The organism is Chitinophaga sp., from assembly GCF_039596155.1.
Classification (GTDB): Bacteria; Bacteroidota; Bacteroidia; order Chitinophagales; family Chitinophagaceae; genus Chitinophaga.
Genome location: NZ_JBCNKF010000005.1, coordinates 189642 through 214279, shown reverse-complemented (window position 1 = coordinate 214279; position 24638 = coordinate 189642). Strand labels below are relative to the sequence as shown.

Genomic DNA, 24638 nt, shown 5'->3' with positions numbered 1-24638 from the left:
AGGATGAAAAAACTCATCATATTCGCAGCTGTTATCATTGGTATGAGCAGTTGTAAGAAAAGTTTCGACGATCTGTATTTGAACCATAACAAGCCCACTTCCGTGCAGGCTTCCCTGCTGTTCAACGGGTTGCTGGCAGGACTGGTGGATGCACCGGGAGGACAGCTGGACAGAATCAGTCAGTACCAGTTACAGAATAACTCCTACTTTGGCAATAATCAGTATAACTTTGGATCTGGTGATAACCTGTACCTGAATCTGACGAATGTAGTGAATATGGAGAAGCAGGCATTAACAGCTGGTGCTGCCCCCAGGAATCCCTATAGTGCACTGGGTAAATTCTTCAGGGCATACTACTTTGCAAAGATGAGCCTTGAAATGGGCGATATTCCAATGACGGAAGCACTGAATGGAGCGGCTAACCTGAAACCAAAGTACGATGATCAAAAGACCGTATTTAGCAATTGCCTTAACCTGCTGGATAGTGCCAATGCAGATCTGGCAGCCCTGATTGCAGCCAACGATCACACTTTGGCAGGCGATATGTATTTCTCCAATAACCTGAAGCAATGGCAGAAGGTGGTGAATACGTATAAATTAAGACTCCTGATCCACCTGAGTAAAAAGGCGAACAGTGATGAAGATCTGAATATACCAGCACGATTTGCGGCAGTTTTAAAGGATCCTGTGACTTATCCGGTCATGACCAGTATGTCAGATAACCTGCAATATGTATGGCTGAACCCAACCAATAAGTATCCGTTGAATAAGGAGACGTTTGCAAATGGGTCTTTGAATAACAGTGCTTCTACTTATGTGGGACTGCTCACCACCCTGAAAGATCCAAGGGTGTTTGTTACGACTGATCCAGCGCCCGGCATCGTATCTTCCGGTGGTAGTCCAACAGATTTTTCTTCCTTTAAAGGTGGGGATATCGGCGCTGATATGGGTGTGCTGGCTTCGCAGAATGGTGCAGGTGTGATCAGTTACATCAACAGATGGCGGTATTATTCTGGTTATACAGCAGAGAATACCTTTATCATCGGGTATATCGAAATGTGTTTCAATATTGCAGAAGGAATCAACAGAGGATGGGCGACCGGAGATGCAGAGGCTTATTACAAGGCAGGTATCAAAGCATCCTGGGCTTTCTATGGAGTGCCTGATGCAGGTGCCATGACGGTTTATTCCCTGCCATTGGGTATACCTATTACCGGACCTTATGTACAGTCAACTGTAAATGTGAGCTTTGACAACTACTATGCACAGTCCAATGTTAAATATGCAGGAAATAATGACGCAGGGTTAACAGAAATTCTGCAGCAGAAGTATATTGCTTTCTTTTGTAATAGTGGCCTGGAGCCTTATTTTAACTGGAGAAGAACGAAAGTACCTGCTTTCAGCACAGGGGTAGGAAACGGGAATAACAACATGGTTGCCATGCGCTATAAGTATCTTTCTCAGGATCAGTCTGCAAACACTGCTAACTACAATGCAGCACTTGTGCAATACGGTAACGTAGATGATATCAATGGTATAATGTGGATATTAAAATAAAACTATGAAAAGATTATTAGGTAGTTTTTTAATGCTGGTTTCCCTGGGAGCATCTGCACAGATCGATGTGCAGGCACACAGAGGGGGGCGTGCACTGATGCCGGAAAATACCATTCCTGCTATGAAGCATGCAATTGATCTGGGCGCACGTACGCTGGAGCTGGATTGTGTGATCTCGGCTGACAGGAAAGTGGTTGTGTCTCATGATCTGTATATGTCGGCTGACTTTATGCGTACGCCGGACGGAAAAGATATTGAAAAGGCCGGTGAGCAATCATATAAATTGTATACCATGCCTTATGATAGTATCCGCCAATACGATGCTGGTACCAAACCGCATAAAGACTTTCCCGGCCAGGTGAAGATGAAAACCTACAAGCCGCTCTTGTCAGAACTGATTGACAGTGTAGAAGCTTATGTAAAAGAAAATCATCTGAAACCTGTGTATTATAACATGGAAACAAAGTGCTCGCCAGACGGAGATGGTACCTTTCATCCGGCACCGGATGAATTTGTTGCGCTAATGATGAAAGTGATCAGAGACAAAGGTATCCAAAACAGGGTGACTGTTCAATCTTTCGATATCCGGACCTTACAGGTTATACATAAACTGTATCCAAAGCAAAAGCTCGCTTTGCTGGTGTATGGTAAAGATAGTTTTGAAACGAATATTGAGAGATTAGGTTTTACTCCGGATATTTACAGCCCTTATGCTGCACTGGTGACAAAAGAACTGGTTGCAACAGCCCATAGTAAAAAAGTAGAGGTGCTTCCATGGACCGTGAATAATCCGCAGGATATGCAGAAAATGATGGATCTGGGTGTGGATGGCATCATTACCGACGATCCGGCCACCCTTGTGAAATTGGCGGGCAGTTATCAGAAGAAATAGATTCAGTACCTTTGCGATTCATTTTGAATCGTATTATGACTTTTGATGAACTAAACCTCAGCAAGCCTTTACTGAATGCCCTGAGTGATCTGGGCTATACAACGCCCACTACCATTCAGGCGAAGGCCTTTTCTGTGGTCATGTCCGGTCAGGACGTATGTGGCATTGCACAGACCGGTACGGGTAAAACCTTTGCCTATCTTTTGCCGTGTCTCCGGCAGTGGAAGTTTTCCAAAGAGCGCTATGCCCAGATCCTGGTCGTGGTGCCTACCCGGGAGCTGGTAACCCAGGTAGTGGAGGCGGTGAAAAAGCTGACTCCCTACATGAGTGTAGAGGTTGCCGGATTTTTTGGCGGGGTGAATATGAATCCCCAGATGGTGACAGCAAATGGCAAACTGGATGTGGTGGTAGCTACCCCGGGCCGTTTGGTAGACCTGGTGCTGAGTGGAGCATTAAAACTGAAAGGTATCAAGCGACTGGTGATCGATGAGGTAGATGAGATGCTGAACCTGGGATTCCGTCCGCAACTGAAGCATATTCTGGATTTACTGCCGGCAAAGCGGCAAAACCTGCTGTTTTCTGCTACTATTACACCGGAGGTAGAAGACCTGATGGAGGTGTACTTCAATGCCCCGGTTACGATAGAAGCAGCACCTGCCGGTACGCCGCGGGAGAATATCAGTCAGACGGGGTATGCGGTACCAAACTTCAATACAAAGGTGAACCTGCTGGAATTATTGCTGAAAACACGGGAGGAAATGAGCAAGGTGCTGATCTTTGCTGCTACCAAGGAGCTGGCTAACCAGCTGTATGAGCAGGTGGAAACGAAGTTTCCTGAGCAGGTGGGTGTGATTCATTCCAATAAAGAACAGAATCATCGTTTTAACACGGTGAAGAAGTTTAAGTCCGGCGAATACCGATTTCTCATTGCCACAGATATCATCGCGAGAGGTATTGATATCGAGGATGTGAGCCATGTATTGAACTTTGACGTGCCTGAAGTGCCGGAAAGTTACCTGCACCGTATAGGTCGGACCGGTCGTGCGGATAAGCATGGTAAGTCGATCATCTTCTATACTGAACGTGAAAAGGAGGGATTGGAGAGGATTCAGGCATTGATGAATTATGAGATCCCGTTGGAACCATTACCGGAGGACCTGGAAATATCCGACGTACTGACAGATGATGAGAAGCCTGAAGTGAAGATGAAGAATTACCTGGTGGCTTTACCAAAGCTGGAGTCGTATGGGCCTGCTTTCCATGAAAAGAAAGCGAAGAATAAGAAAGTGAATGTAAAAATCTCCCATAAAGAGAAGATGCAGTTGAAATACGGTAAGCCTAAGACAAGAGGCGCTAAGAATAAAAAGAAGTAAAAAAAGACCCGGCTGATTCAGCCGGGTCTTTTTTCTATTGCCATGTTTTTTCACCTTTTTTCATTTTGTCGTAAATGGCCTGGTATTCAGGTATCTCTTCCTCGTGTGCCAGTTCTACGGACTTTACCATCCATTTCAGGGCATTTTCTTTATCGCCCAGTTTATACAGCAGGTTGGCATAAGTACCCATCGTAAAAGTATTCCTTTCAATTTCCACGACTCTTTCCATCCATTTTAAAGCCTGATTGAGCAGGGTAGTATCGTTGGTACCATTGAAGACCTTCAGTGCGATGCTGCTGATCTTGGTAGGAGAAAAGCTGGTACCGCCTTTACCGAGGTAGTCGGTCACACTTTCAGTCAATGTTTGCCAGTCGTGTGTTTTTTTTACATCGGCTTCCATGTCAAGGATCGCCAGGAATTGTGGACGGAATGGATCGGGAACAGAAGTCGTGTCTGCATTCTTCAATCCCAGGTCTACACGGGGTGGTGAGGGTATAAAGGCAGCATGTATTTTACGCAGGGTATCAAGCGGTACTTTTACAATTTCCCGATCGTAGGTGATAAGGCCATTCTCTTCGATTTCCACGTCGAAAGGTTCTGTATAGATGGAGCCTGACTGCCCCTGTATTTCATAATCCTTGAGTTTTTTCACCATGGATGCGTAGCGAGTGCTTAATTCAGCGGGAGTGATCCTGACGTATCCCCAACCGGCAGCAGCATCCCATTCATGGTTTTTGACAGGTACACCTATGCCTCCCCATTCACCCAGCACTCTTGCTTTGCCGGGAAGGGCAGGAGCAATACCCGGACCAGGATAATCATGAACGTCAGCAAAGTCAGCGCCTGCCCATTTCTCAGCAACCTGTTGGCCGTCCATTTCATAGTTTTCGCCGGTATGACCGTTTACAAGTCGTGTTGGGTCCGTGTTTTTCAGCCATTTGGTCAGTCGTGGCTGATCGTAGGTGAACCAGCCTTCATTGAAGAGTACCCATGAGATGATGGAGGGGTGATTATATAACTGTGCCACGTTTGCCGCACTTTCTTTTTCAAATGCCTCTTTAGCGTCAGGCTGCAGACTGGCACAGGTGACCATATCCTGCCATACCAGCATACCCAACTTATCGGCATAGTAATACCAGCGGGCAGGCTCGATTTTAATATGTTTGCGGATGGTGTTGAACCCCATACTTTTGATGGCCTCGATGTCAAAACGCAATGCATCGTCTGTAGGGGCGGTGTAGAGACCGTCGGGCCAGAAGCCCTGATCGAGAACCCCCAGGTTGTAAGTATACTTATCATTCAGGTAGAGCCTTTCCTGTCCTTTAGGGTCTTTCCTGATAGCAATCTTGCGCATGCCGAAATAAGAAGTGACGGCATCAGTGGTATCGCCATTCTGAAGTAGTTTCACAGAGAGGTCATATAGAAAAGGATCTTCAGGACTCCAGAGGTGCGCTTTCGGAACAGGTATTTTGATCGTTTCATTGGCTTTGCCTTTCGTCGTGCTGATGACTTTGCCATTATCACCTGCAAAAACGGCTACTTTAAAATTACCGGCAACCCCACCTGTTTTTACAGTAAGCGAAGCGTAACCTCCATCTACATCAGGTGTAATGACAAGAGAGGAGATATAGGTATCAGGTACGGTTTCGAGCCATACGGTTTGCCAGATACCGGTTGTGGCAGTATAGCGGATACCCTTGGGCGCCAGCACCTGCTTGCCGTGTGGGTTGATACCCTGATCAGTAGGGTCCCATACGCTTACCAGCACTTCATTTTCGCGATCTTTCAGCAGGTGAGTGATATCGAAAGTAAAATTCTGGTAGCCTCCGGTGTGTGTACCGGCTTGTTTGCCATTCACATAAACGGTGGTTTGCCAGTCGACGGCATCAAAGTGCAAAAGAATACGTTTCCCTTCCATCCGGGAAAGAGGTGGCAGGTGACGTCTGTACCAAAGACGTTGTGATGGTAATACAGCCTTTTTTACGCCTGATAAAGCGGATTCGATAGGATAAGGTACGAGTATCTGACCTGCGAAAATTTCGGGCTTCAGAGCGCTTTTATCAGTAATTGCATAGTCCCATAGTCCGTTCAGGTTTACCCAGTTATCGCGGATCATCTGGGGACGTGGATATTCCGGCAGTGCATTGGTGGGAGATACAAGTCGTGCCCAGCGGGTTTGCAGGGCGGCTGGTTGTAGTTGCCAGTTAGTCTGCGCGTGTAAAACAGTCGTTGCACAGGAACAGGAGAGGAAAACAGTGAGTTGTTTAACAAAACGTTTCATTATAAAGTATATGATGTTTTTAGTAGCTAACGAATATAGTAGCCAGGGGGGAAGTATATCCGCAGTTATAGCAGGTGAAATATGGTGGGTTGCACAGGTGGGTAAAAAGTAACATCAAATTTCCATTGATCTTTACCATCGGTACCAAAGATCAATGGCGATTAGCGCGTACTATTCAGTCACATCCACATTAGTTGCCGGCCGTGGGGGCCGATAGACTATAGTTGTGAATATAGCATCAGGTTGGGGTAATTTAAATCTACCCATTTGTTAAAATGATATAAATCATGAATGCTGATTGTTATTTGCAGTAGCTTTGCAAAAATTTGAGAACGATCAGTGTTGCAAATCACTAAAATATTCAACTTTGAAACGGCACATGCATTGCATGGATATGCCGGCAAATGCAGGAACTTACACGGACATTCCTATAAACTGCATGTAACTGTCAGCAGTAAAACACCGGAGGAAGGATATCTCGGGGGTACAGGGATTTTGATGGACTTTAAAGATCTGAAGAAACTGGTGAATGAGAAAGTGGTTGATAAGTTCGATCACCGCCTTATCCTGTCCAAAGCCTACCTGGCTGCCAATCCCAACCTGGGTGAGCTGGAAAATCTCGAAGTCTGGGAGATGGAACCTTCCGCAGAAAACATCATCCTGTATATTAAGGAAGAGCTGCAGGGTGGATTTCCTGAAGATGTAGAGTTAGTTAAGCTGGTTTTATTTGAAACCAGTGATTCGTATGCCGAATGGATCAAGTAATATATTTGAATCTAAGCCGCAATAGAGTGGATGAAGTCACAAACTGGTGGTTGTATCAAGGGAAGCATCGCATAGCTTTAAGGATCAACATTATGGTAAACTGATACACCCTTTTTCCAATAAAAGGCCTGAGCAATGCTCAGGCCTTTTTGTTGTGGCCGATATGCAGACCTGCTTTTCTATACTGTCAATTGTGACTGTGGCAACTCACACGCACCGCCTGCACAGGCAATGGCTCCCAGCGTATTCACATCCACATAATCAGGTAGTTCTTCCTTGTATTTGCTCCAGTCGATCATTTTTGCATTCTTCACGATCGTCATGTAGCGATAATAACGATGCACATCTTTTAATGCGTATGTCATCTTTTTCAGATCTTTCTTAAAGTAGTTCTTTGCAAATTTTTTCGCGCGTCTGATCCAGTCTTTCTGGTAGAATATCTTTTCACGGCTGCCTTCCAGCGGTAAATTTCTGTCCAGCACATACATACAAGCTTTCCAGAGATCCTGGTCAAACGCATGCAGACCATCCACGATCAGGCCGGATGCCATGATTACACCGTCACCATACATTTTAATCAGTTCTTCGGGTGTAAACACTTCTGAGTATGGGGCCTGGTTATATTCCAGTGAACCGGACATGCCCAGTAAAGAGATACCGGCGAAATATTTACGATTAGCATAGATATAATCGGTGACATCTTCCCAGTTATCTACTGATATGGTATTAGATACATTGTGTCTTACAGAAGGTATTACACATCTTTCGATATTAGTACCTGGATATACCCAGTTTTCCATGATGAATTTCACGATCTCCAGGTGTTTTACGCCATATACGTCGTGTTTGCTCATTGCCCTGGGCTCTGCTTCCATAGCAAATCCGATTGCGTAGTCACGGCCATTGAAGTCCCATACACTCTTTTCCACCAGTTCCGGATTCTGTGATTTGAAGTACTCTACACCATATTCATCCGGATTTACCTGTACATACCGAATCCAGCGTTTACCTTCCACAGGTTTTACCCCTGATGAGGAACCCAGAATGATTGCACCATTGCCATCGGGCTTGCTGAGGGTAGTACGTGCTGCATAGTTAATACCTAAGATTGCAGCCAGTTCCTTGTTGATGTCTTTAATAAGTTGTACGCCTTCTGAGAGTGTTTCTTTGTTCAGCAGTACGTCAGGATTATCTAACCAGCCAGATATGGCACAACCGAGTAAGGCTTCGTTTTTAAAGATTTCTTCTGTAACACTGCCTACGTAATCGAAGGTCGTATATCCAGCCTGTAATGTGCCTAAAATAGCCAGCGCTTTACACATGCGCAGGAAAGTCTTCTTATCTCTGCACATTGCGCCGTTGCCTGTTGTCAGGTTACATCCCTGCCAGCCGGATACCCAGCCATCTTCGGTCTTCAGCCTGGGCACCATACCTACTTCCACACATGGATTATATAAAATTTCAAGGTCATCGAGCCATACGAAACCCGGTTCGCCGAATTCCTTTACTGACTCCATAATCGCCTGAAACTCTTCATAGGTCGTTTCCGATTTCAGCAGGGCGACAGAGTTGTTAGAGCGTGCACGTTGTGGTTGCGTAATATACCAGTTACCAGTCTTGGCATTTAGCATTTCCTCATCATCTTTGCTGAAAATGCAGATGGTTGCACTTCTTCTCACACCGCCAGCCAGTACTGCGTTAGACGCATGCATCACAATGTCGTATGCCAGAATACTTCTGATGGTACCCCCCTGTGACTTGAGCCACTGCTCTATGATCTCTTCGATTTTCTGGATGGCTATTTTCAAAGGATCGGAGCCGGGTGCTTTGAATCCGGAAGAAATATAAGCCCCTTTCGGTCTGATCAGGGAATAATCCAACCTTACTTCATATCCCCAATAGGTCTGGAACTTTTTGTCCGCGCGCAAATACGACGCCAACAGTACGCCAATTGCATCAGCCCAGCCTTCTATGCTATCTTCAATGATGAAGGTGCGGGTACCTTTGTCACGTACCTGTAAATGAGGAAGTTTTGAAATGTGATGGTGTTGTACAGAAAAGCCAACTCCGCAACCGCTCAGCAGCCACCACATAGACTCTCTGAAAAATTCAGGTCTGTCGCAATAAGAGGTGAGGCAGTTATACATTTTGGAGTTATGACGCAGGATCGGCAAGCCGCCAAATTGCAGTGCCCGCTGTGAGCCTAATACCAGTTTATCAACATAAGCGTCTTCTGCAAAATCGATGTATTCCGACAATACCTTGTTGTCAAGCAAATGCACATATTTGTCACGGTGCATTTTCATGACCCTTTCCCGGATGGCTTCTTCCCAGGTTTCCTTCCTGCTGAGTTCAGGACGGTACTTTAAATAGCCTGTCTGTAGCTTAAATTCTGATAAAAAGTTCTGCATGCTTTAGATTGCTTGATTTTTAATGCCTAACAATGGGTACAGGCAAAGAATAAATAGCGGAAGCTGGCGACTTGAATTGATACAAAAGTATTTGATTGGGTATGAAGCAGGTCAGAAAGTTAAACACATGTGTGCATAACTAGTTTCCATTTTGTGAAAGCGCTCCCGGCTACAGGGAAAAACTTATATCTTCACACTTAAAATTCATACCATTCCTGATAAACTCACCAAAGAAGAACGCTGGGCCTTATTCAGGGCTGCTCTTACCACTTCTCCGGTCATCGCGGTGTTGCTGGTCACGCCGGTATTTCTGGTTCGGAATGTCTATCCTTCACACATGTGGATCGGGTTTCCATTTGCGACTATTGGTATATTTATTACCTGGATGTTGCATATCTTCCTTATTGGCAAAGTCGCACTTCATAAGAACCGGTTTCTTATTTCGACTTTTATCATGATCTCACTGACCACCATCACTTATTTTATTGGCAGAATGCATCATCTGATCATTCCTGGTACTGCGTTCTACTTATTCAGGATCGTTAATATCATCGCTGTTAATTCCATGATATTTATCATTTCTGTGGTGATTTTATTAAACCGGACTAAAAAGAAACTGGACATTGAAAATGAACAGTTAAAATTCGCTAACCTGCAATCCCGTTATGAAGTACTGCACAACCAGCTGAATCCACATTTTCTTTTCAATGCTATCGGCACTGCCAAGGCACTGATCAGGAAAGATCCTGCCATTGCAGACGAATACCTGGTGAAGTTATCCAGTTTCCTGCGCCTGGGACTGGAAAATAAAAAGTTCGATACCATTACGGTAAAAGAGGAGCTGGCACTCTGTGAAGATTATATCGCCCTGCAACAAATGCGTTTCCATACCGCGTTACAATTTGAATCGCACATCGATGAAAAATACCTTTCCTATTATGTACCATATTTCGCCATCCTGATCTTAGTGGAGAATGCTGTAAAGCACAATACTATGACTGAAGAAGAACCACTGAAAATCAGTGTTGCAAATAAAGAAACCAGTTTGCTGGTTAATAATAATATTCAACCCCGTTTCCTGTTGGAGAACTATTCGAAAATGGGATTGCAGAACCTGAAGGAAAGATATCGTCTGCTGTATGGAGAAACAGTGATCGTCGACAATGACGGCGAAACATTTAATGTATGTATAAAAATGATACGCAAATGAATGTAGTGATCATTGAGGATGAAAAGAACCTGGCCGAAGAATTGCAACATTATATTCTCCATGCACGCAAAGAATGGGCAATCGTAAAGATCCTCCCTTCTGTAAAACAGGCGCTGGTATGGTTTGAAACCAATACCTGCCAGTTGATTTTCAGTGATATCCAGCTGGGAGACGGCCTGAGTTTCGAGATCTTCCACCAGTTAAAACTCAGTATCCCTGTCATTTTCTGTACTGCCTTTAATGAATACGCTATCGCAGCATTTAAGAGTAATGGAATTGATTATATCCTGAAACCTTATGGGCAGGCTGCCATTAATGATGCCATCTTGCATTATGAATCATTGCGGCAGAGCATATCACCGGATTATAACACCATTATTAAATTGTTGCAAAAGCCACACCCCACTTCCAGGCTGCTGGTAAATCTGCGGGATAAGATCATCCCTGTCAGGACAGATGATATAGCCTTGTTTTATATCCAGCATGGGCAGGTATCTCTCATCGATTTTGAACAACATAAGTATTTCGTCAGTCAGCCACTGGATGAACTGGAGGCTACTGTTGGACCCGGATTTTACCGTGCAGACAGACAGCATCTGGTGAACAGGAGAGCCATTCGCGATGTATCCCAATCCCTGGGCCGGAAACTGCTACTGAACTTACTTGTTGAATATCATGAGGAGGTGACAATCAGGAAAGAAAAGGCGACAGAGTTCCTGGAATGGCTTACAAAAGACTAATCCATCCCCTGATTTGTCTAACTCGGCAAATCTAATTTTTACAGTTGCCGATAGTTTTGAATATTTGTCATTGTAAACAATTTTCTGATGCGCCGGTTTTTAATCATTTTTCTCATTGGAGGTAGTCTTACAGCAGCAGCCCAGAGCACTTTATCTTTTCGCTCACTCAATGAAGTCTTTACCTACGCTGATGCGCATAGTGTCACCTTCAGGAATGCCACCCAGCAGGTCCTGATGAATAAGTATCAAACCCTGGCGGCAAAACTTGATAAGTGGAAAATCAAGGGGGATGCAAACCTGACAAGCACAGACAACACTAAACTGGGCGTAACTTTTATCCCGGCTGAAATCTTTGGCGGGCCGGCAGGTACTTACCGACAGGTGACCTTCGGACAGCAGTATGTAACTGCCGCAACCTTTGCTCCCCAGATTGATATCCTCAATCCATTTGCCATGGCCAAGGTGAAAACTGCCCGTGCCAGTGAACAAGTGACGAATGTAACCAATCTGCTTAATAAGAAAAGCCTTTACGAAAGCGTAGCGGGCGCCTATTATAATATTCTCTCTTATCAATGGCAGATCAAAGTGACGAAGAATAGCCTTGATAACGCAGATATACTCACCAATATCATGGTGAACAAACAGCAGGAGGGTATTGCCCGTCAGCAGGATGTGAATAATGCGAAGGCCAACCAGCTAGCTATACAGGATAAGCTGCAGCAGCTGGAGGTAAACCTGGAAGAACAATACAGCAGTCTGAAACTACTTTGTGATATAGATCCCAATACCCTCGTAATTGTTGACGAAACCCGGGATATGGGAACCTTTGATGCAGGCCTGACCGCTACTGGTTACCTGACCCAGTTACAATCTGAATGGCAGCTAAAATACCAGGAAGCAGACCTGCGCGCCAATAAACGCTGGTTCATGCCTACTGTTACACTCTTTAGCAGCCTGGGATGGCAGCAAAATACAAACAACCACCCCTTTGACGGCAGTCGCTGGATCAATAGTAACTATGTAGGTGTGAAACTGGTACTTCCTATTTTCCCTGATGTCGGCAAGGTAGCGGCTGTGCGTTATGATCGTATCAATGTAGCAATCGCTAAAAATAATTTTGTCCATGCAGCCCGGCAGGATAGTGTGAATAACCGGCAATTGCAGCTGGAATATCAGAAGGCGTTTAAAAGTGCACATCTGGCAGGTGAAATAGCTGCACTGAAAGAAGATTCCTATTACAAGAACCTGAATATTTATAAAGAAGGGATACTCTCTGCTACTGACCTGTTTACGGCTTTTAATGACTGGCTTAATAACAGTCTGAATGCAGTGTCGCAACAGGCCAACAGTGACTATGCGAAATCCAGGATCATGATTAATAATATTGTCAAATGAACATACAGCAAACAATTGGGATCTTCTCTGCATGCCTGATCTTTTCTGCCTGTGGTCAGAAAACTACTCCTGTCAAACCAACACATAAAGACCTGACTGAAATGGTATTTGCCTCCGGTGTACTGGAAGCTGATGACCAGAATAACCTCACGGCACAAACAGACGGTTATCTCATCAAACTGGATTTTAAAGAAGGTGATATGGTGAGTGCCGGGCAGTTGCTGGCTGTCATTGATAATAATCAGAATATCATCAATGCGCAAAGTGCCGGCGCGCTGCATAATATTGCACGGGAGAATACTTTGCCTTCTGCGCCTGCACTACAACAGATTAGTGCAAATATCACCGCTGCCAGGGAAAAGCTACGCCTCGATCAATTACAGGCTGACAGATATAAACGACTCATGGAGAGCAACAGCGTATCGAAACTGGAGTATGAGAATGTGCAGTTGACACTCGCCACCTCACAGGCCAATCTGAAAGCACTGGAAGACCAATATAATACACAACTGGTAGCTGCCAGACAACAGGAAGTTACACAGCGTTCCATGAGTGAAGTGAACCGCGTGATCAGAGAACAAAATCAGATCAGGGCAGTGATCAGCGGGCAGATCTATGAGAAGAGAAAACAGTTGGGCGACTATGTTCGTAAGGGAGATGTAGTTGCTGTAATTGCAAACCCGCATCTTATCTACGCCCGCCTGAATGTAGATGAAACAAATATGGCGCGGGTAAAAGTCGGGGAGGAAGCCGCGATCCAGTTGAACACCAACAAAGGACATATTTACAAAGGCACCGTGCATGAGATCCTGCCGGCTTTTGAATCCACCAGCCAGTCTTTCATTGTAAAGGCTTATTTTACAGATAGTCTTGATTTCAGAATTACAGGTACACAGTTAGAAGCAAATATCATTGTCGGGGAGAAAAAAAATGCACTGGTAATACCCCGTATTTTTCTGAATTATGGTAACAAAGTATCTGTAAAAGGTAAGGGCCCAACGGTTATTCAAACGGGTATAGTATCCAACGACTGGGTGGAAGTGACTGGTGGCCTGACAGAACAAGATGAACTGGTACCTGAAAAAAAATAAGTGATGAGATACCGTCATAATATCAATTCTGAAATCTCCATAACCTACATCGTCACTAAAAAAAAGCTGACGCTGGTGGCGGCATTGGGTGTGACGATCGGTATTGCCATCTACATTTTTATGAATTCTATGATGGTGGGTTTTGATAAGAAGTCGTCAGAGCTGGTCTTCAGGAGTACAGCACATATCAGGGTTTACAAAGATGAGGTAATGAGTGTGCCGTTATTGCCGGCAAAAGGAAACAATGTTCCCGTCATCATCAATCCCAGTGTAGTGCCCGAAAGTGATAAGATAGTGGACCCGGAGAAGATTATCGCCTTGTTAAGGCAGCAGCCCGATGTAACACTGGTAACGCCACAGGTCACTGCCAGTGTATTTTACAATAACGGAAAGTCCCAGATCACCGGTAGCTCCTACGGGGTAAGGATTGCTGAGGCTGACAAGATGTTTAATATTGGAACCACAGTAGTAGAAGGTGCTATCCAGGACCTGAAAAATACCCCTAATGGTATTTTGCTGGGGGTAGGGGTGGCTGCTAAAATGAGCGTGCGGCCGGGAGATAACATTTCCATTACATCCTCCCGGAATGTCACCAAGGTGATGAAAGTGGTAGGGCTGTTTCAGTCCAACAACTCCCAGATCGATAAGACGAAGTCTTATATCAATATCAGTGCCGCCCAGCAACTCTTACAGGAAGGACCGGATTATGTAAGTGATATCAATATATCTGTTGTCAACCCGGAAAATGCCCCCAATTATTCAGCTACTTTTTCTGACCTGACAGGATACAAAGCAGAGGATTGGAAAGCGGCCAATGCCACACTTGTAGCAGCGGCAAATATGCGCCGCATCATGATCACTGTCATCGCTCTATCCATTCTGCTGGTAGCAGGGTTTGGTATTTACAATATCCTGAATATGACTATCTCTCAGAAAATCAATGATATAGCAATTCTGAAAGCCATGGGTTTCAGAGGGCGGGATGTGGTACGGATCTTTGTGCAGCAGGCTATGATCATTGGGATGATCGGGATACTGATAGGTGTTATACTGGCTGCATTACTCGTTTTTCAGTTGTCAAGAACCTATGTGGGCGGCGATATAGGCTATTTCCCCATTCGTTTTGAATGGGCAGTATTCTTCAGGGGGCTGATCTTTGGACTGATCGTAACCCTGGGTGCGGGATATATCCCTGCCAAAAAAGCGGCGAATGTAGACCCGGTATCTATTTTCAGGCGGTAAAAATTACGATTATGCAAAGAGAGCTCATGCTGGAAGCGGAAAAGATAGGGAAGTATTTTTACGACCCAATTAAATTTAAGGTGCTGAATGACATTTCTTTTAAAGTTTATAGAGGAGAATTTGTAACATTGGTGGGTAAATCAGGGAGTGGAAAGTCCACTTTACTGTATATCTTAAGTACAATGGACACTGATTATGAGGGAAAACTGAGTATTCACGGGCAGGTAACCACAGGGCAGAAGCAAAACTCCCTGGCGGCTCTCCGAAATGAGAAGATTGGATTTGTATTTCAGTTCCATTATCTTTTACCCGAATTTAGCTGTCTGAAGAATGTGATGATACCGGCATTGCGGTTAGGGAAGTATTCAAGACAGGAGATAGAGGAGCGGGCCTACCAGAAGCTGACACTGCTGGGATTGCAGGATCAGGCGTTAAAGCCGGCCTCCAAACTATCGGGAGGGCAGCAGCAAAGGGTCGCCATTGCCAGAGCGCTTATAAACGACCCCCTTATTATAATGGGTGATGAGCCTACCGGAAACCTTGATTCAAAGAATTCACAAATTGTATTTGATACATTTAAACAACTGGCGCACGAATATAACCAGACGATCATAGCAGTGACCCACGATAATGATTTTGCAGAACGCTCTGACCGTACTATAGAAATGCAGGACGGCGTAATCGTTTCTACCGCTAAGGAGTTTGGGAAATAGGAGCTGCAACAGGACGCCTTGTAAAATTAAACCCGATAGGTGGTACTGCCGGACGCGGTAGTACTGCCCAAAAGATGAATATGAGTAAGACGCTTATCATTGTCTGTTGTGTGTTATTGTCATGTTTAGGAGCGATTGCACAGGCGAAATTTACTATCAGCGGAACCATCAGATCAAGGAAAACAGGGGAGACTATCATTGGTGCTACTGTGCACGTAGCAGGTCAATCCATCGGTACTGTCAGCAACGAGTACGGTTTTTATTCCCTTACCCTGCCTTCAGGTACCTATGTCATAGAGTTCAGTACTGTAGGCTTACAACCTGTACAGGAGGAAATTGTACTCACGCAGCATACCACCCGGAATATTGCGTTGGAAGATGCCTCCCGGTCATTGAAATCAGTGACCATTACAGCAGCTGGCAAACAAAGGAACCTGAACACTCCCCAGATGGGTATGGAACAACTGACAACGAAGGAAATGAAGAACATTCCGGTGCTGCTGGGTGAGAAGGACGTACTGAAAACGATCCAGTTACTGCCGGGCATCAAATCTGCCGGCGATGGTAATAGTGGTTTCTATGTGCGGGGAGGAGCGGCAGACCAGAACCTGATCCTGCTGGATGAAGCTCCGGTGTATAATGCTTCGCATCTGTTTGGTTTCTTTTCTACATTTAATTCTGATGCCATCAAGGATGTGACGGTATACAAGGGAGGTATGCCTGCCCAATATGGTGGAAGGCTTTCGTCTGTACTGGATATTAAAATGAATGATGGGAACAATCAGGATTATAATGTCAGTGGCGGTATTGGGTTAATCTCTTCCAAAGTAAATATTGAAGGTCCTCTGCAAAAGGATAAATCTTCTTTTCTGGTTTCCGGCAGAAGAACCTATGTGGATCTTTTCCTGCGTTTGTCTAATGACTCTTCTATCAGGAATAATTCACTTTATTTCTACGACCTCAATGCAAAATTAAATTATCAGCTGGGCAAACGGGATCGTTTGTTTGCCTCCGGATACTTTGGTGCTGATAACCTTGTAGTCGGTAATAACTTTGGCCTGAAATGGGGAAATGGAACAGGAACCCTGAGATGGAACCATATTTACAGTAGTAAGATGTTTTCCAATACATCACTGATCTTTAGTAACTACAATTATAAGATCAATGTGAAGAGCGGCGCCAATGATGTAAATATCTTCTCACAAATCCGCGACTGGAATCTCAAAGAAGAATTGCAGTATTATATCAGCCAGCGCCATAACCTGCGTATTGGTTTCAATACGATCTATCATACGATGCGCCCGGGAGAAATTACGTCCAGCCAGTTATCAAACTTTAATTCATCAAGGTTACAGCAGCGTTATTCCTGGGAGAATGCGGTGTATATATCTGATGTATGGAAAGCGACAGATAAACTGGACCTGTTGTATGGTGCACGTCTCACGGCATTCAGTATATTGGGTGAGGGAGATTTCTTTAATATCGATAAAGACGGGCAGATCCTCGATACACTACATTATAAAAGTGGTGAGTTTGTGAAGACATATGTTAACCTTGAACCGCGACTGGCAATCAGTTATCAACTAACAGATATTTCCTCCGTTAAGGCGTCTTACGCCCGGAATGTGCAAAACCTGCATCTTATTTCAAATAGTACTTCGTCCAGCCCAACAGATCGCTGGGTGGCAAGTACAAATATTATCAAACCCGAGATATCGGATCAGGTATCGTTAGGATATTATAAAAACCTGTATGGAAGTAAGTATGAGCTGACTGTAGAAACCTACTACAAAACAATGTTGCATCAGATTGATTACAGGGATGGTGCTGATGTGCTGAACAATGATGCCATTGAAACCCAGTTATTATTCGGTAAAGGACGCGCCTATGGTATAGAGTGGCTGATAAAGAAAAAGACAGGGAGAGTAACCGGCTGGGTAAGCTATACTTTGTCAAAAACACAGCGAAAGATAGATGGTATCAATAATGGAAACTGGTATAATGCGCGACAGGATAGAACGCATGACGTGGCGGTAGTAGGTATGTACCAACTGAATGAGAAATGGTCACTGAGCGCAAGTTGGGTATATTACACAGGTGATGCCGTTACTTTTCCAAGTGGAAAGTACCTGATCAATAACGTGGTATATTACTATTATACAGAGCGAAACGGATATCGCATGCCAGCCTACCACAGGCTGGATCTGGGAGCTACCAAGCAGTTGCGCAAACACGGCCGGTATTCTTCAGAGCTGGCTTTCAGCCTCTACAATGCATATGGAAGGGAGAATGCATATACCATTACATTCAGGCAAAGTAAGGAAGATCCGAATAAGACAGAAGCAGTGCGAACATCACTGTTCAGGTTTGTACCCTCTATTTCATACAACTTTAAATTCTAATGAAGATGAAACAGTTGTTGTATATCGCAATAGTGCTGATTGGTTTAAGCGCCTGTCAGAAGGTGATTGATATTAATTTAAATAATGCGGCGAAGAAGTATGTAATAGAGGGGGGTGTGACAGATCAGATAAATGGAATTGGGGTCAGGATTTCACAAACCATGGATTTTTCGGAGGATAATACATTTGAAGGTGTGAGTGGGGCAACTGTTATCATTACGTCGGATAACGCAACGGAATATGTGCTGCAAGAGACGGCTTCACCTGGTGTTTATGCCACTACAGGATTTAAAGGACGCATTGGGCAGACTTATAGCATGTACGTGCAGATAGGTGCAGATACGTTCAGAGCAGTATCGACAATGCCGAATGAGGTATATTTTGATAGTCTCGGCCTGGAGAACAGGGTCGTGTTTGGTGAGACCCGAAGGGTGCCAACAGTCTACTATTCAGACCCGCAGGGAAAGGGAAATGCATATCATTTTGTTGAATGGCATAACGGGGTACAGGAGCGTACAATCTTTGTGCGTAATGATGAAAATACAGATGGGAGGAGTTTGAGTATCCAGTTGGTATCGTTTAGCAGTGACAGTGATAATGACGAGAAGAAGATAAAAACCGGAGATACTATCACAATAGAGATGCAATGTATAGACCAGACAGTATATAAATATTGGTATAGTCTGGATGCCGGAGCAACAGGAGAGGGGCAGAGTGCCACCCCTGCCAATCCTGTGACAAATATAACAGGAGGGGCATTGGGCTATTTTAGTGCACATAGTGTGCAAAGAAGAACAATAATAGCGGATTAGAAAAGCTCCGCCGCTACAGAAAAGAAATTACCCTAAAAACTACCATTTTTAACATGACTTTTATCATCCCCTCATAATGTAGATTTAGTAGCTTTGAGCCAGATTAATTCAACGCGCCAATGAACGATTTCTTAGCAGCCAGATCACAAATGGCTTTATCGTTAGGTTTCCATATCGTCTTCTCCTGTATAGGCATGGTCATGCCCTTCTTTATGGCCGTTGCTCACTTTCTCTATATTAGAACAGGTAACGATACTTATAAGAATATTACCCGTGCCTGGAGTAAAGGTGTAGCAATTTTTTTTGCCACCGGGGCTGTATCCGGTACCGTATTGTCATTCGAATTGGGACTATTATGGCCAGAATTCATGAAGCACGCCGGCCCGATTTTCGGAATGCCTTTCTCGCTGGAAGGTACCGCCTTTTTCATAGAAGCGATAGCCCTTGGGTTCTTCCTTTATGGTTGGGGACGGTTCAATCAGTGGTTCCACTGGATTACAGGTGTGGTAGTAGGTATCAGCGGGCTGGTATCCGGTATCCTGGTAGTGGCTGCCAATGCCTGGATGAATAGTCCGGCAGGGTTCGATTTCGTGAATGGACAATACCTCAATATAGATCCTATTAAAGCAATGTTCAATGATGCCTGGTTTTCACAGGCGCTGCATATGTGTATTGCAGCATTTGCTGCTACCGGTTTTGCGGTAGCCGGCATTCATGCACTTATGATCCTGAGAAGAAGGAATATTGCTTTCCATACTACTGCATTCCGGATACCCGCGTTATTTGCCTGTATAGCGGCTGTGCTCCAACCACTGAGTGGAGATATTTCTGCAAAAGATGTGGCACACAGGCAACCCGCCAAGCTGGCAGCAATGGAAGCGCATTTTAAAACTGAATCAGCCTCTCCTTTGGTAATAGGAGGGATTCCGGATCCTGTAGCCAAAGAGGTGAAATACGGGGTAGAAATACCCGGTTTATTGAGTTTCATGGTCTATAGTGATTTTCATACCCCTGTAAAAGGTTTGGATCAGATACCGGAAGATGAACAGCCACCGGTTGCAATCACCCATTATGCCTTCCAGGTCATGGTTGGATTAGGAATGATCATGCTGGCAATCGCGGCTTGTTATTTTGTGGCAATTATAAAGAAGAAAAGCTGGCTTCGGATGCCCTGGTTACTGCGTCTCTTCGTAATTGCCACACCAATGGGGTTCATAGCTGTAGAAGCGGGATGGACAGTGACGGAAGTGGGCCGGCAGCCCTGGATCATCAATGGAGTGATGCGCACTGCCGATGCTGTGACACCAATGCCGGGCATTGTTTATTCTTTCTACATGTTTACAGCGGTGTACATTTCACTATCGCTGATCGTGACATTCCTGTTGTACAGACAGATCCGGATGGTACCTGAGATTTATGATATTAAAACTCCTGCTTTATGATCTTTGTAGTAATGGCTTATTTATGGGCTGCCATCCTGTTGTATATATTGTTGGGAGGTGCCGATTTCGGTGCAGGTATCATTGAATTATTTACATCAGAGAAGAACAAAGCATATACACGTAATACCATGTATCAGGCCATCGGGCCTATCTGGGAAGCGAATCATATGTGGCTGATCATTGCCATTGTCGTGTTATTTGTCGGTTTTCCTGAGATCTATACGACGATATCTACGCATCTGCATATACCCCTGGTAATTATGTTATTTGGAATTATCGCCAGGGGTACGGCTTTCACGTTCCGGCACTATGATGCGGTGAAAGACAACATGCAAAAAGTATACAACCGCATTTTTGTATACTCCAGTTTCGTGACGCCTTTCTTTTTAGGTGTGATTGCTGGTAGTGCAGTGTCTGGCAGGATTGATCCGGCAGCAAATAATTTCCTCGACGCATATGTGTATACCTGGCTGAACTGGTTTTCGGTAACAGTAGGTTTTTTTACAGTGGCGATTTGTGGTTATCTCGCAGCGATATTTATTATTGGTGAGACGGACGATGAAAATAGCCGGGTGAGGTTTATCAGAAAGGCCAAGCAAATGAACCTGGCAGCTGCGGTATTTGGGGCGTTAGTATTCTGGGCAGCACACGCAGAGGGAATACCTTTAGACAAATGGATGTTCGATAACCCGGTTGGAATCATAGCGATCTTTGCAGCTATATTATCACTGGCTGTATTGTGGTATATGTTACTGAGGAAAGGAAAGGTGATTATTATCCGCGTGCTGGCAGGGTTTCAGGTGACCATGATCTTATTGGCAATCACTATCCGCCACTATCCGAATATTGTGATTTTGAAAGGTGGACAGTATTTGTCTTTGCTGGAACATGCAGGGCAGGAAAAAACGATTCAGTCGCTGGCAATGGCATTGTTACTGGGAAGCTTATTGATTTTGCCTGCGTTATTTTATTTGTTGTATAGTTTTAGGAAGAGTGATATAGTAGAGCACTAGAGAAGGCGTAATTTCATTGAACTCCTTTTAATTGTACTTGACATTCGGGTATTTTTAAATTTAGTGCCTTTATTCCTCGAAAAAATAAGAGGTTGTTTTCTTATGTTGAAAACAACCTCTTATCTTAATTTACAGGAACATTCCACCACTCGCCTCTACCCGCTGTGCATTTACCCATCTCGCTTCATCACTGCACAGGAATGCCACCACAGCACCTATATCCTCTGCTACCCCTGCTCTGCCTAATGCTGTATTGGAAGCCACCATCTTATTCAGATCTGCATTGTCTCTCACTGCACCTCCGCTGAAATCAGTCTGAATCGCACCTGGTGCAATAGTATTCACACGGATACCTCTGCTACCCAGTTCCTTTGCCTGGTATCTGGTCAGAACTTCTATTGCCCCTTTCATTGCTGCATATGCAGAACTACCTGGAATAGTAAAGCGAGCCAGACCGCTGGAGACGTTGATAATCACTCCGCCATCAGCCAGCAATGGCAACAATTTCTGTGTGAGAAAAAATGGTCCTTTGAGATGAATATTCATAATCTCATCAAATTGTGCTTCGGTCGTATCCGCAAAATTTGCATGCAGTCCAATGCCGGCATTATTAATCAGATAGTTGAATTGGGTAGCCTGGAAAGTATCTTTTAGTAAAGCTGTAAATGAAGTGACGAAGTTGTCAAAGGAACTGACATTGGCAGTATTTAGTTGTAATACTGCTGCACGTTGCCCAGCCTGTTTGATCTCTGCTGCTACAGCATCCGCTTCTGTTTTATTACTATTGTATGTGAGGATGATATCTACGCCCTGTTTCGCAAGGTTCAGTGCCATATCCTTCCCTAATCCCCGGCTACCGCCGGTGATGAACGCGATTTTTTTACCAGCCATGATGTGTTTGATTTTTGTAGCACAAAGGTATCAACAACCAGGCCGGTGAAAATGATCAATACTTCAGTATTTTGTTCCTGCGATGCTGAAGTGGAGTTATCCCCGTCATATTTTTAAAGAAACGGTTGAAGTTGGTCGGCTCCGGAAATCCCAGCAAATTTCCGATATCAGCCACACCTAGTGTGGTCTCGTCCAGCATTTTCTTTGCTTCCTGTACAATCCTGTCTTCCATGATTTCACAGGGAGAGGTATTTAACGTGAGCTTTATCGTATTAGTAAGATGCACCGCAGCAATGTGCATGCGGGAAGCAAAATCGCTGGGCTTATAGCGGTAGTCAGTCCGCCCCGTTAGCAGGTCGTTGACATGTTCATCCACCAATCGCATAAACTCAGCCGTGATCTCATCTTTGCGCGATAGTATTTTTCCTGGGATAGGCATACTGCAAAGTTAAGGGCATTTTTTTTCAGTATATTTGTTATTATGAAAGCAAGGATCAGTAAGCTCGGACAGGCATTCCTGCGTAATGGCAAAGCCGCCAGCGCCTTGTCCAATGCCATCTTAGATAATCCCGGCGCCATCGCCAGCGGAGAACCGGTACAATTCAGGGTTGCCTATGTAAACGGGCAGAAAAAAACTGTTGATTTTACCGTTACAGTCCGCAAAGTAACTATGAACCGACCATGAAACACGCGCTTCTTCTCTTTTTATCAGGGATTTTTTCCCTCTCTTCCTTTGCACAACAAACACCACAGACAGATCCCCCCGTTGGTGATTTCCGGACTGTTATCGGCCAGCACGTTCCTTCCTTTTCTTTCGAAATAGAAAAAGGGAAAAAGGTCAATATCAATGATTACAAAGGAAAGTATGTATTGATTAATTTTTTTGCTACCTGGTGCCCACCATGCAATCAGGAGTTGCCCATGGCACAGAAGCTAATCTGGGAAAAGCATAAGGACAACCCCAAATTTGCCTTCATCGTATTTGGAAGGGAAGAGGGCTGGGAAAAATTAGACCCGTTCAAAGCAAAGAAGGGATTTACCTTCCCCCTGCTGCCTGACGCTGACAGAAGCATTTTTTCCCTGTTCGCACCTAATGGTATTCCCAGGAATATTATAGTGGATCCGGCAGGTAAGATTATTTACCAGCAATTTGGCTATGATGACGCTGAGTTTGAAAAACTGGTGAAGCTCATCGACAGTAAGTTATGATCTGTATTTATACCATGATCCTGTATTAAACAATAGTACATTTTCTCCTTCCTGAATCCAGCCGTCGGCTACCAGGTGCTGCATGCCCATATAGGTAGCACTTCCCTCCGGTGATAATAATAAGCCTTCTGTTGTTGCAATACTGCGCATACCGATAGTGATCTCTGTCTCTGTCACGGTCAGTGCCGTACCGTTGCTCTGACGTAGTACATCCATCATGAGGTCTTTGGCAAATGGAGTAGGTACTGCCAATCCGTAAGCAATAGAGGGCGCCGCACAGAAATCAGGAGGAATAGCCCCCTGCTGAAATAATTGTACTATTGGGTCACAGTTAGCCGATTGTACGACCACCATCCGGGGCAGTTTTCCTGTAAGCCAGCCTAATTGTTTCATTTCTGCAAATGCTTTCCACATACCAATCAATCCTGTACCACCCCCGGTTGGGTAAATGATCACATCAGGCAGTTGCCAGTGGTATTGTTCTGCTATTTCATATCCCATTGTTTTTTTGCCTTCGAGCCGGTAGGGTTCTTTCAAAGTAGACATATCAAACCCACCGGTATGTGCCACGAGTTGTTGGGCACGCTTTCCGCAATCGTTGATCAGGCCATCTACAAGAATGAGTTCAGCACCATACATACGGCATTCTGTCTGCAGCGTAAGAGGTGTATGCCGTGGCATAATCACGGTGGCTTTCATCCCTGCTTTTGCGCAATAGGCACTGAGGGCTCCGCCGGCATTGCCTGCAGTAGGCATAATACAATGGTGGATGCCCAGTTCTTTAGCTTTGGAAACCGCCACGCTGATACCTCTGGCTTTAAAAGAGCCGGTTGGATTAACACTTTCATCTTTGATCCGGATATGTACCTCGTGCTGGTGACTGAGGGTAGAAAGGTCATACAATGGGGTGCCGCCTTCCCCGAGACTGACGATGTTTTGTTCTTCATAAACAGGCAGGAGCCGGTTATATCGCCATATGGTGTGGTAGTTGATGTCAAGGGTCTGGTGGAGGGGCTGATCCAGTTTGTAGCGGGTAAAGAGCGGTTGATTACAGCAGGTAGCGTAGGATTGTATATCCCCGATATTGTATAACCGGCCACAACTGGGGCACTGTAGAGCCGTGGCGAGCGAGGTGCTGTGTTGGGTTATGTGCATAGACTTGATTGGGGTGTGGGTAACAAAGGTGTATCTTCTGACTA

General features: G+C 44.7%; 21 protein-coding genes. 16 read left to right on the top strand and 5 right to left on the bottom strand.

The genetic code is table 11. The features are described 5' to 3' along the window. Positions 1–3: 3 nt before the first annotated feature. From ABDW33_RS07060 to ABDW33_RS07050, 3 genes are read left to right on the top strand one after another with little or no spacing between them, the layout of a single operon-like run. Positions 4–1557 carry a SusD/RagB family nutrient-binding outer membrane lipoprotein gene (locus ABDW33_RS07060; RefSeq protein ID WP_343689365.1) on the top strand — a complete coding sequence of 518 codons (1554 nt, stop codon included), beginning with the start codon at positions 4–6 and terminating at the stop codon, positions 1555–1557. A 4-nt stretch (positions 1558–1561) separates the two neighbouring features. Then, the gene (locus tag ABDW33_RS07055) at positions 1562–2449 is read left to right on the top strand and encodes a glycerophosphodiester phosphodiesterase (RefSeq protein WP_343689364.1); all 888 of its coding nucleotides are present in this window, start codon (positions 1562–1564) and stop codon (positions 2447–2449) included. Positions 2450–2484: 35 nt separating this feature from the next. Continuing rightward, positions 2485–3822 carry a DEAD/DEAH box helicase gene (locus tag ABDW33_RS07050; RefSeq protein WP_343689363.1) on the top strand — a complete coding sequence of 446 codons (1338 nt, stop codon included), beginning with the start codon at positions 2485–2487 and terminating at the stop codon, positions 3820–3822. A 34-nt stretch (positions 3823–3856) separates the two neighbouring features. Here the strand turns inward: ABDW33_RS07050 and ABDW33_RS07045 are convergent, their stop codons facing one another. After that, positions 3857–6103, bottom strand: a complete 2247-nt coding sequence (locus ABDW33_RS07045) for a sugar-binding domain-containing protein (RefSeq protein ID WP_343689362.1) — start codon at positions 6101–6103, stop codon at positions 3857–3859. A 339-nt stretch (positions 6104–6442) separates the two neighbouring features. On the opposite strand from ABDW33_RS07045, the gene ABDW33_RS07040 reads away from it, so the two are divergent. Further along, entirely contained in the window at positions 6443–6868 is a 426-nt protein-coding gene (locus ABDW33_RS07040) for a 6-carboxytetrahydropterin synthase (protein ID WP_343689361.1), read from the top strand. 179 nt (positions 6869–7047) lie between these two features. On the opposite strand, the gene ABDW33_RS07035 is transcribed toward ABDW33_RS07040, so the two are convergent. Beyond that, a complete protein-coding gene (locus tag ABDW33_RS07035) occupies positions 7048–9279 on the bottom strand; it encodes a hypothetical protein (protein WP_343689360.1) in 2232 nt (743 codons plus the stop codon). A 337-nt stretch (positions 9280–9616) separates the two neighbouring features. Here ABDW33_RS07035 and ABDW33_RS07030 point away from each other — a divergent pair, with 337 nt between their 5' ends. From ABDW33_RS07030 to ABDW33_RS06985, 10 genes are all read left to right on the top strand, one after another. After that, positions 9617–10489 carry a histidine kinase gene (locus ABDW33_RS07030; RefSeq protein ID WP_343689359.1) on the top strand — a complete coding sequence of 291 codons (873 nt, stop codon included), beginning with the start codon at positions 9617–9619 and terminating at the stop codon, positions 10487–10489. Beyond that, positions 10465–11229, top strand: coding sequence for a LytTR family DNA-binding domain-containing protein (locus ABDW33_RS07025; protein WP_343689358.1), 765 nt, complete (start codon positions 10465–10467; stop codon positions 11227–11229). The genes ABDW33_RS07030 and ABDW33_RS07025 overlap by 25 nt, the downstream gene beginning before the upstream one ends. 87 nt (positions 11230–11316) lie before the next feature. Further along, complete coding sequence (locus tag ABDW33_RS07020) at positions 11317–12624, top strand: TolC family protein (protein WP_343689357.1); 1308 nt, start codon at positions 11317–11319, stop codon at positions 12622–12624. Continuing rightward, positions 12621–13715, top strand: a complete 1095-nt coding sequence (locus ABDW33_RS07015) for an HlyD family efflux transporter periplasmic adaptor subunit (protein ID WP_343689356.1) — start codon at positions 12621–12623, stop codon at positions 13713–13715. Before ABDW33_RS07020 ends, ABDW33_RS07015 begins: the two co-directional genes overlap by 4 nt. A gap of 3 nt (positions 13716–13718) precedes the next feature. After that, on the top strand, positions 13719–14957 hold the full coding sequence (locus tag ABDW33_RS07010; protein WP_343689355.1) for an FtsX-like permease family protein: 1239 nt from the start codon (positions 13719–13721) through the stop codon (positions 14955–14957). An 11-nt stretch (positions 14958–14968) separates the two neighbouring features. Further along, positions 14969–15670 (top strand): ABC transporter ATP-binding protein, encoded by a 702-nt coding sequence (locus ABDW33_RS07005; protein ID WP_343689354.1) that lies wholly within the window; start codon positions 14969–14971, stop codon positions 15668–15670. Positions 15671–15750: 80 nt separating this feature from the next. Beyond that, positions 15751–18072, top strand: coding sequence for a TonB-dependent receptor (locus ABDW33_RS07000; protein WP_343689353.1), 2322 nt, complete (start codon positions 15751–15753; stop codon positions 18070–18072). A 5-nt stretch (positions 18073–18077) separates the two neighbouring features. Next, positions 18078–18884 (top strand): DUF4249 family protein, encoded by an 807-nt coding sequence (locus ABDW33_RS06995; protein WP_343689352.1) that lies wholly within the window; start codon positions 18078–18080, stop codon positions 18882–18884. Between the two features lie 119 nt (positions 18885–19003). After that, positions 19004–20326, top strand: coding sequence for a cytochrome ubiquinol oxidase subunit I (locus tag ABDW33_RS06990; protein ID WP_343689351.1), 1323 nt, complete (start codon positions 19004–19006; stop codon positions 20324–20326). Beyond that, positions 20323–21339: a cytochrome d ubiquinol oxidase subunit II gene (locus ABDW33_RS06985; RefSeq protein ID WP_343689350.1), complete on the top strand. Its 1017-nt coding sequence runs from the start codon at positions 20323–20325 to the stop codon at positions 21337–21339. The genes ABDW33_RS06990 and ABDW33_RS06985 overlap by 4 nt, the downstream gene beginning before the upstream one ends. Positions 21340–21468: 129 nt before the next feature. Here ABDW33_RS06985 and ABDW33_RS06980 read toward each other — a convergent pair whose 3' ends face one another. Both ABDW33_RS06980 and ABDW33_RS06975 read right to left on the bottom strand, forming a co-directional pair. Then, positions 21469–22230, bottom strand: a complete 762-nt coding sequence (locus ABDW33_RS06980; RefSeq protein ID WP_343689349.1) for an SDR family oxidoreductase — start codon at positions 22228–22230, stop codon at positions 21469–21471. A gap of 55 nt (positions 22231–22285) precedes the next feature. Further along, the gene (locus tag ABDW33_RS06975; protein WP_343689348.1) at positions 22286–22669 is read right to left on the bottom strand and encodes a helix-turn-helix domain-containing protein; all 384 of its coding nucleotides are present in this window, start codon (positions 22667–22669) and stop codon (positions 22286–22288) included. A 42-nt stretch (positions 22670–22711) separates the two neighbouring features. On the opposite strand from ABDW33_RS06975, the gene ABDW33_RS06970 reads away from it, so the two are divergent. Both ABDW33_RS06970 and ABDW33_RS06965 read left to right on the top strand, forming a co-directional pair. Continuing rightward, the gene (locus ABDW33_RS06970; protein ID WP_343689347.1) at positions 22712–22915 is read left to right on the top strand and encodes a hypothetical protein; all 204 of its coding nucleotides are present in this window, start codon (positions 22712–22714) and stop codon (positions 22913–22915) included. Then, entirely contained in the window at positions 22912–23439 is a 528-nt protein-coding gene (locus ABDW33_RS06965) for a TlpA disulfide reductase family protein (protein ID WP_343689346.1), read from the top strand. Before ABDW33_RS06970 ends, ABDW33_RS06965 begins: the two co-directional genes overlap by 4 nt. Here the strand turns inward: ABDW33_RS06965 and ABDW33_RS06960 are convergent. Continuing rightward, positions 23434–24594, bottom strand: coding sequence for a threonine synthase (locus ABDW33_RS06960; protein WP_343689345.1), 1161 nt, complete (start codon positions 24592–24594; stop codon positions 23434–23436). The genes ABDW33_RS06965 and ABDW33_RS06960 overlap by 6 nt on opposite strands. Between the last annotated feature and the right edge of the window lie 44 nt (positions 24595–24638).

What these genes read in the sequence shown, in the direction of transcription:
- ABDW33_RS06980 (WP_343689349.1), bottom strand. Translation starts at nt 22,230, where the DNA reads ATGGCTGGTAAAAAAATCGCGTTCATCACCGGCGGTAGCCGGGGATTA.
- ABDW33_RS06985 (WP_343689350.1), top strand. Translation starts at nt 20,323, where the DNA reads ATGATCTTTGTAGTAATGGCTTATTTATGGGCTGCCATCCTGTTGTAT.
- ABDW33_RS07060 (WP_343689365.1), top strand. Translation starts at nt 4, where the DNA reads ATGAAAAAACTCATCATATTCGCAGCTGTTATCATTGGTATGAGCAGT.
- ABDW33_RS07000 (WP_343689353.1), top strand. Translation starts at nt 15,751, where the DNA reads ATGAGTAAGACGCTTATCATTGTCTGTTGTGTGTTATTGTCATGTTTA.
- ABDW33_RS07030 (WP_343689359.1), top strand. Translation starts at nt 9,617, where the DNA reads ATGTGGATCGGGTTTCCATTTGCGACTATTGGTATATTTATTACCTGG.
- ABDW33_RS07025 (WP_343689358.1), top strand. Translation starts at nt 10,465, where the DNA reads ATGTATAAAAATGATACGCAAATGAATGTAGTGATCATTGAGGATGAA.
- ABDW33_RS07005 (WP_343689354.1), top strand. Translation starts at nt 14,969, where the DNA reads ATGCAAAGAGAGCTCATGCTGGAAGCGGAAAAGATAGGGAAGTATTTT.
- ABDW33_RS07055 (WP_343689364.1), top strand. Translation starts at nt 1,562, where the DNA reads ATGAAAAGATTATTAGGTAGTTTTTTAATGCTGGTTTCCCTGGGAGCA.
- ABDW33_RS07035 (WP_343689360.1), bottom strand. Translation starts at nt 9,279, where the DNA reads ATGCAGAACTTTTTATCAGAATTTAAGCTACAGACAGGCTATTTAAAG.
- ABDW33_RS06995 (WP_343689352.1), top strand. Translation starts at nt 18,078, where the DNA reads ATGAAACAGTTGTTGTATATCGCAATAGTGCTGATTGGTTTAAGCGCC.
- ABDW33_RS06960 (WP_343689345.1), bottom strand. Translation starts at nt 24,594, where the DNA reads ATGCACATAACCCAACACAGCACCTCGCTCGCCACGGCTCTACAGTGC.
- ABDW33_RS07015 (WP_343689356.1), top strand. Translation starts at nt 12,621, where the DNA reads ATGAACATACAGCAAACAATTGGGATCTTCTCTGCATGCCTGATCTTT.
- ABDW33_RS06975 (WP_343689348.1), bottom strand. Translation starts at nt 22,669, where the DNA reads ATGCCTATCCCAGGAAAAATACTATCGCGCAAAGATGAGATCACGGCT.
- ABDW33_RS07050 (WP_343689363.1), top strand. Translation starts at nt 2,485, where the DNA reads ATGACTTTTGATGAACTAAACCTCAGCAAGCCTTTACTGAATGCCCTG.
- ABDW33_RS07045 (WP_343689362.1), bottom strand. Translation starts at nt 6,103, where the DNA reads ATGAAACGTTTTGTTAAACAACTCACTGTTTTCCTCTCCTGTTCCTGT.
- ABDW33_RS07010 (WP_343689355.1), top strand. Translation starts at nt 13,719, where the DNA reads ATGAGATACCGTCATAATATCAATTCTGAAATCTCCATAACCTACATC.
- ABDW33_RS06990 (WP_343689351.1), top strand. Translation starts at nt 19,004, where the DNA reads ATGAACGATTTCTTAGCAGCCAGATCACAAATGGCTTTATCGTTAGGT.
- ABDW33_RS07020 (WP_343689357.1), top strand. Translation starts at nt 11,317, where the DNA reads ATGCGCCGGTTTTTAATCATTTTTCTCATTGGAGGTAGTCTTACAGCA.
- ABDW33_RS06965 (WP_343689346.1), top strand. Translation starts at nt 22,912, where the DNA reads ATGAAACACGCGCTTCTTCTCTTTTTATCAGGGATTTTTTCCCTCTCT.
- ABDW33_RS06970 (WP_343689347.1), top strand. Translation starts at nt 22,712, where the DNA reads ATGAAAGCAAGGATCAGTAAGCTCGGACAGGCATTCCTGCGTAATGGC.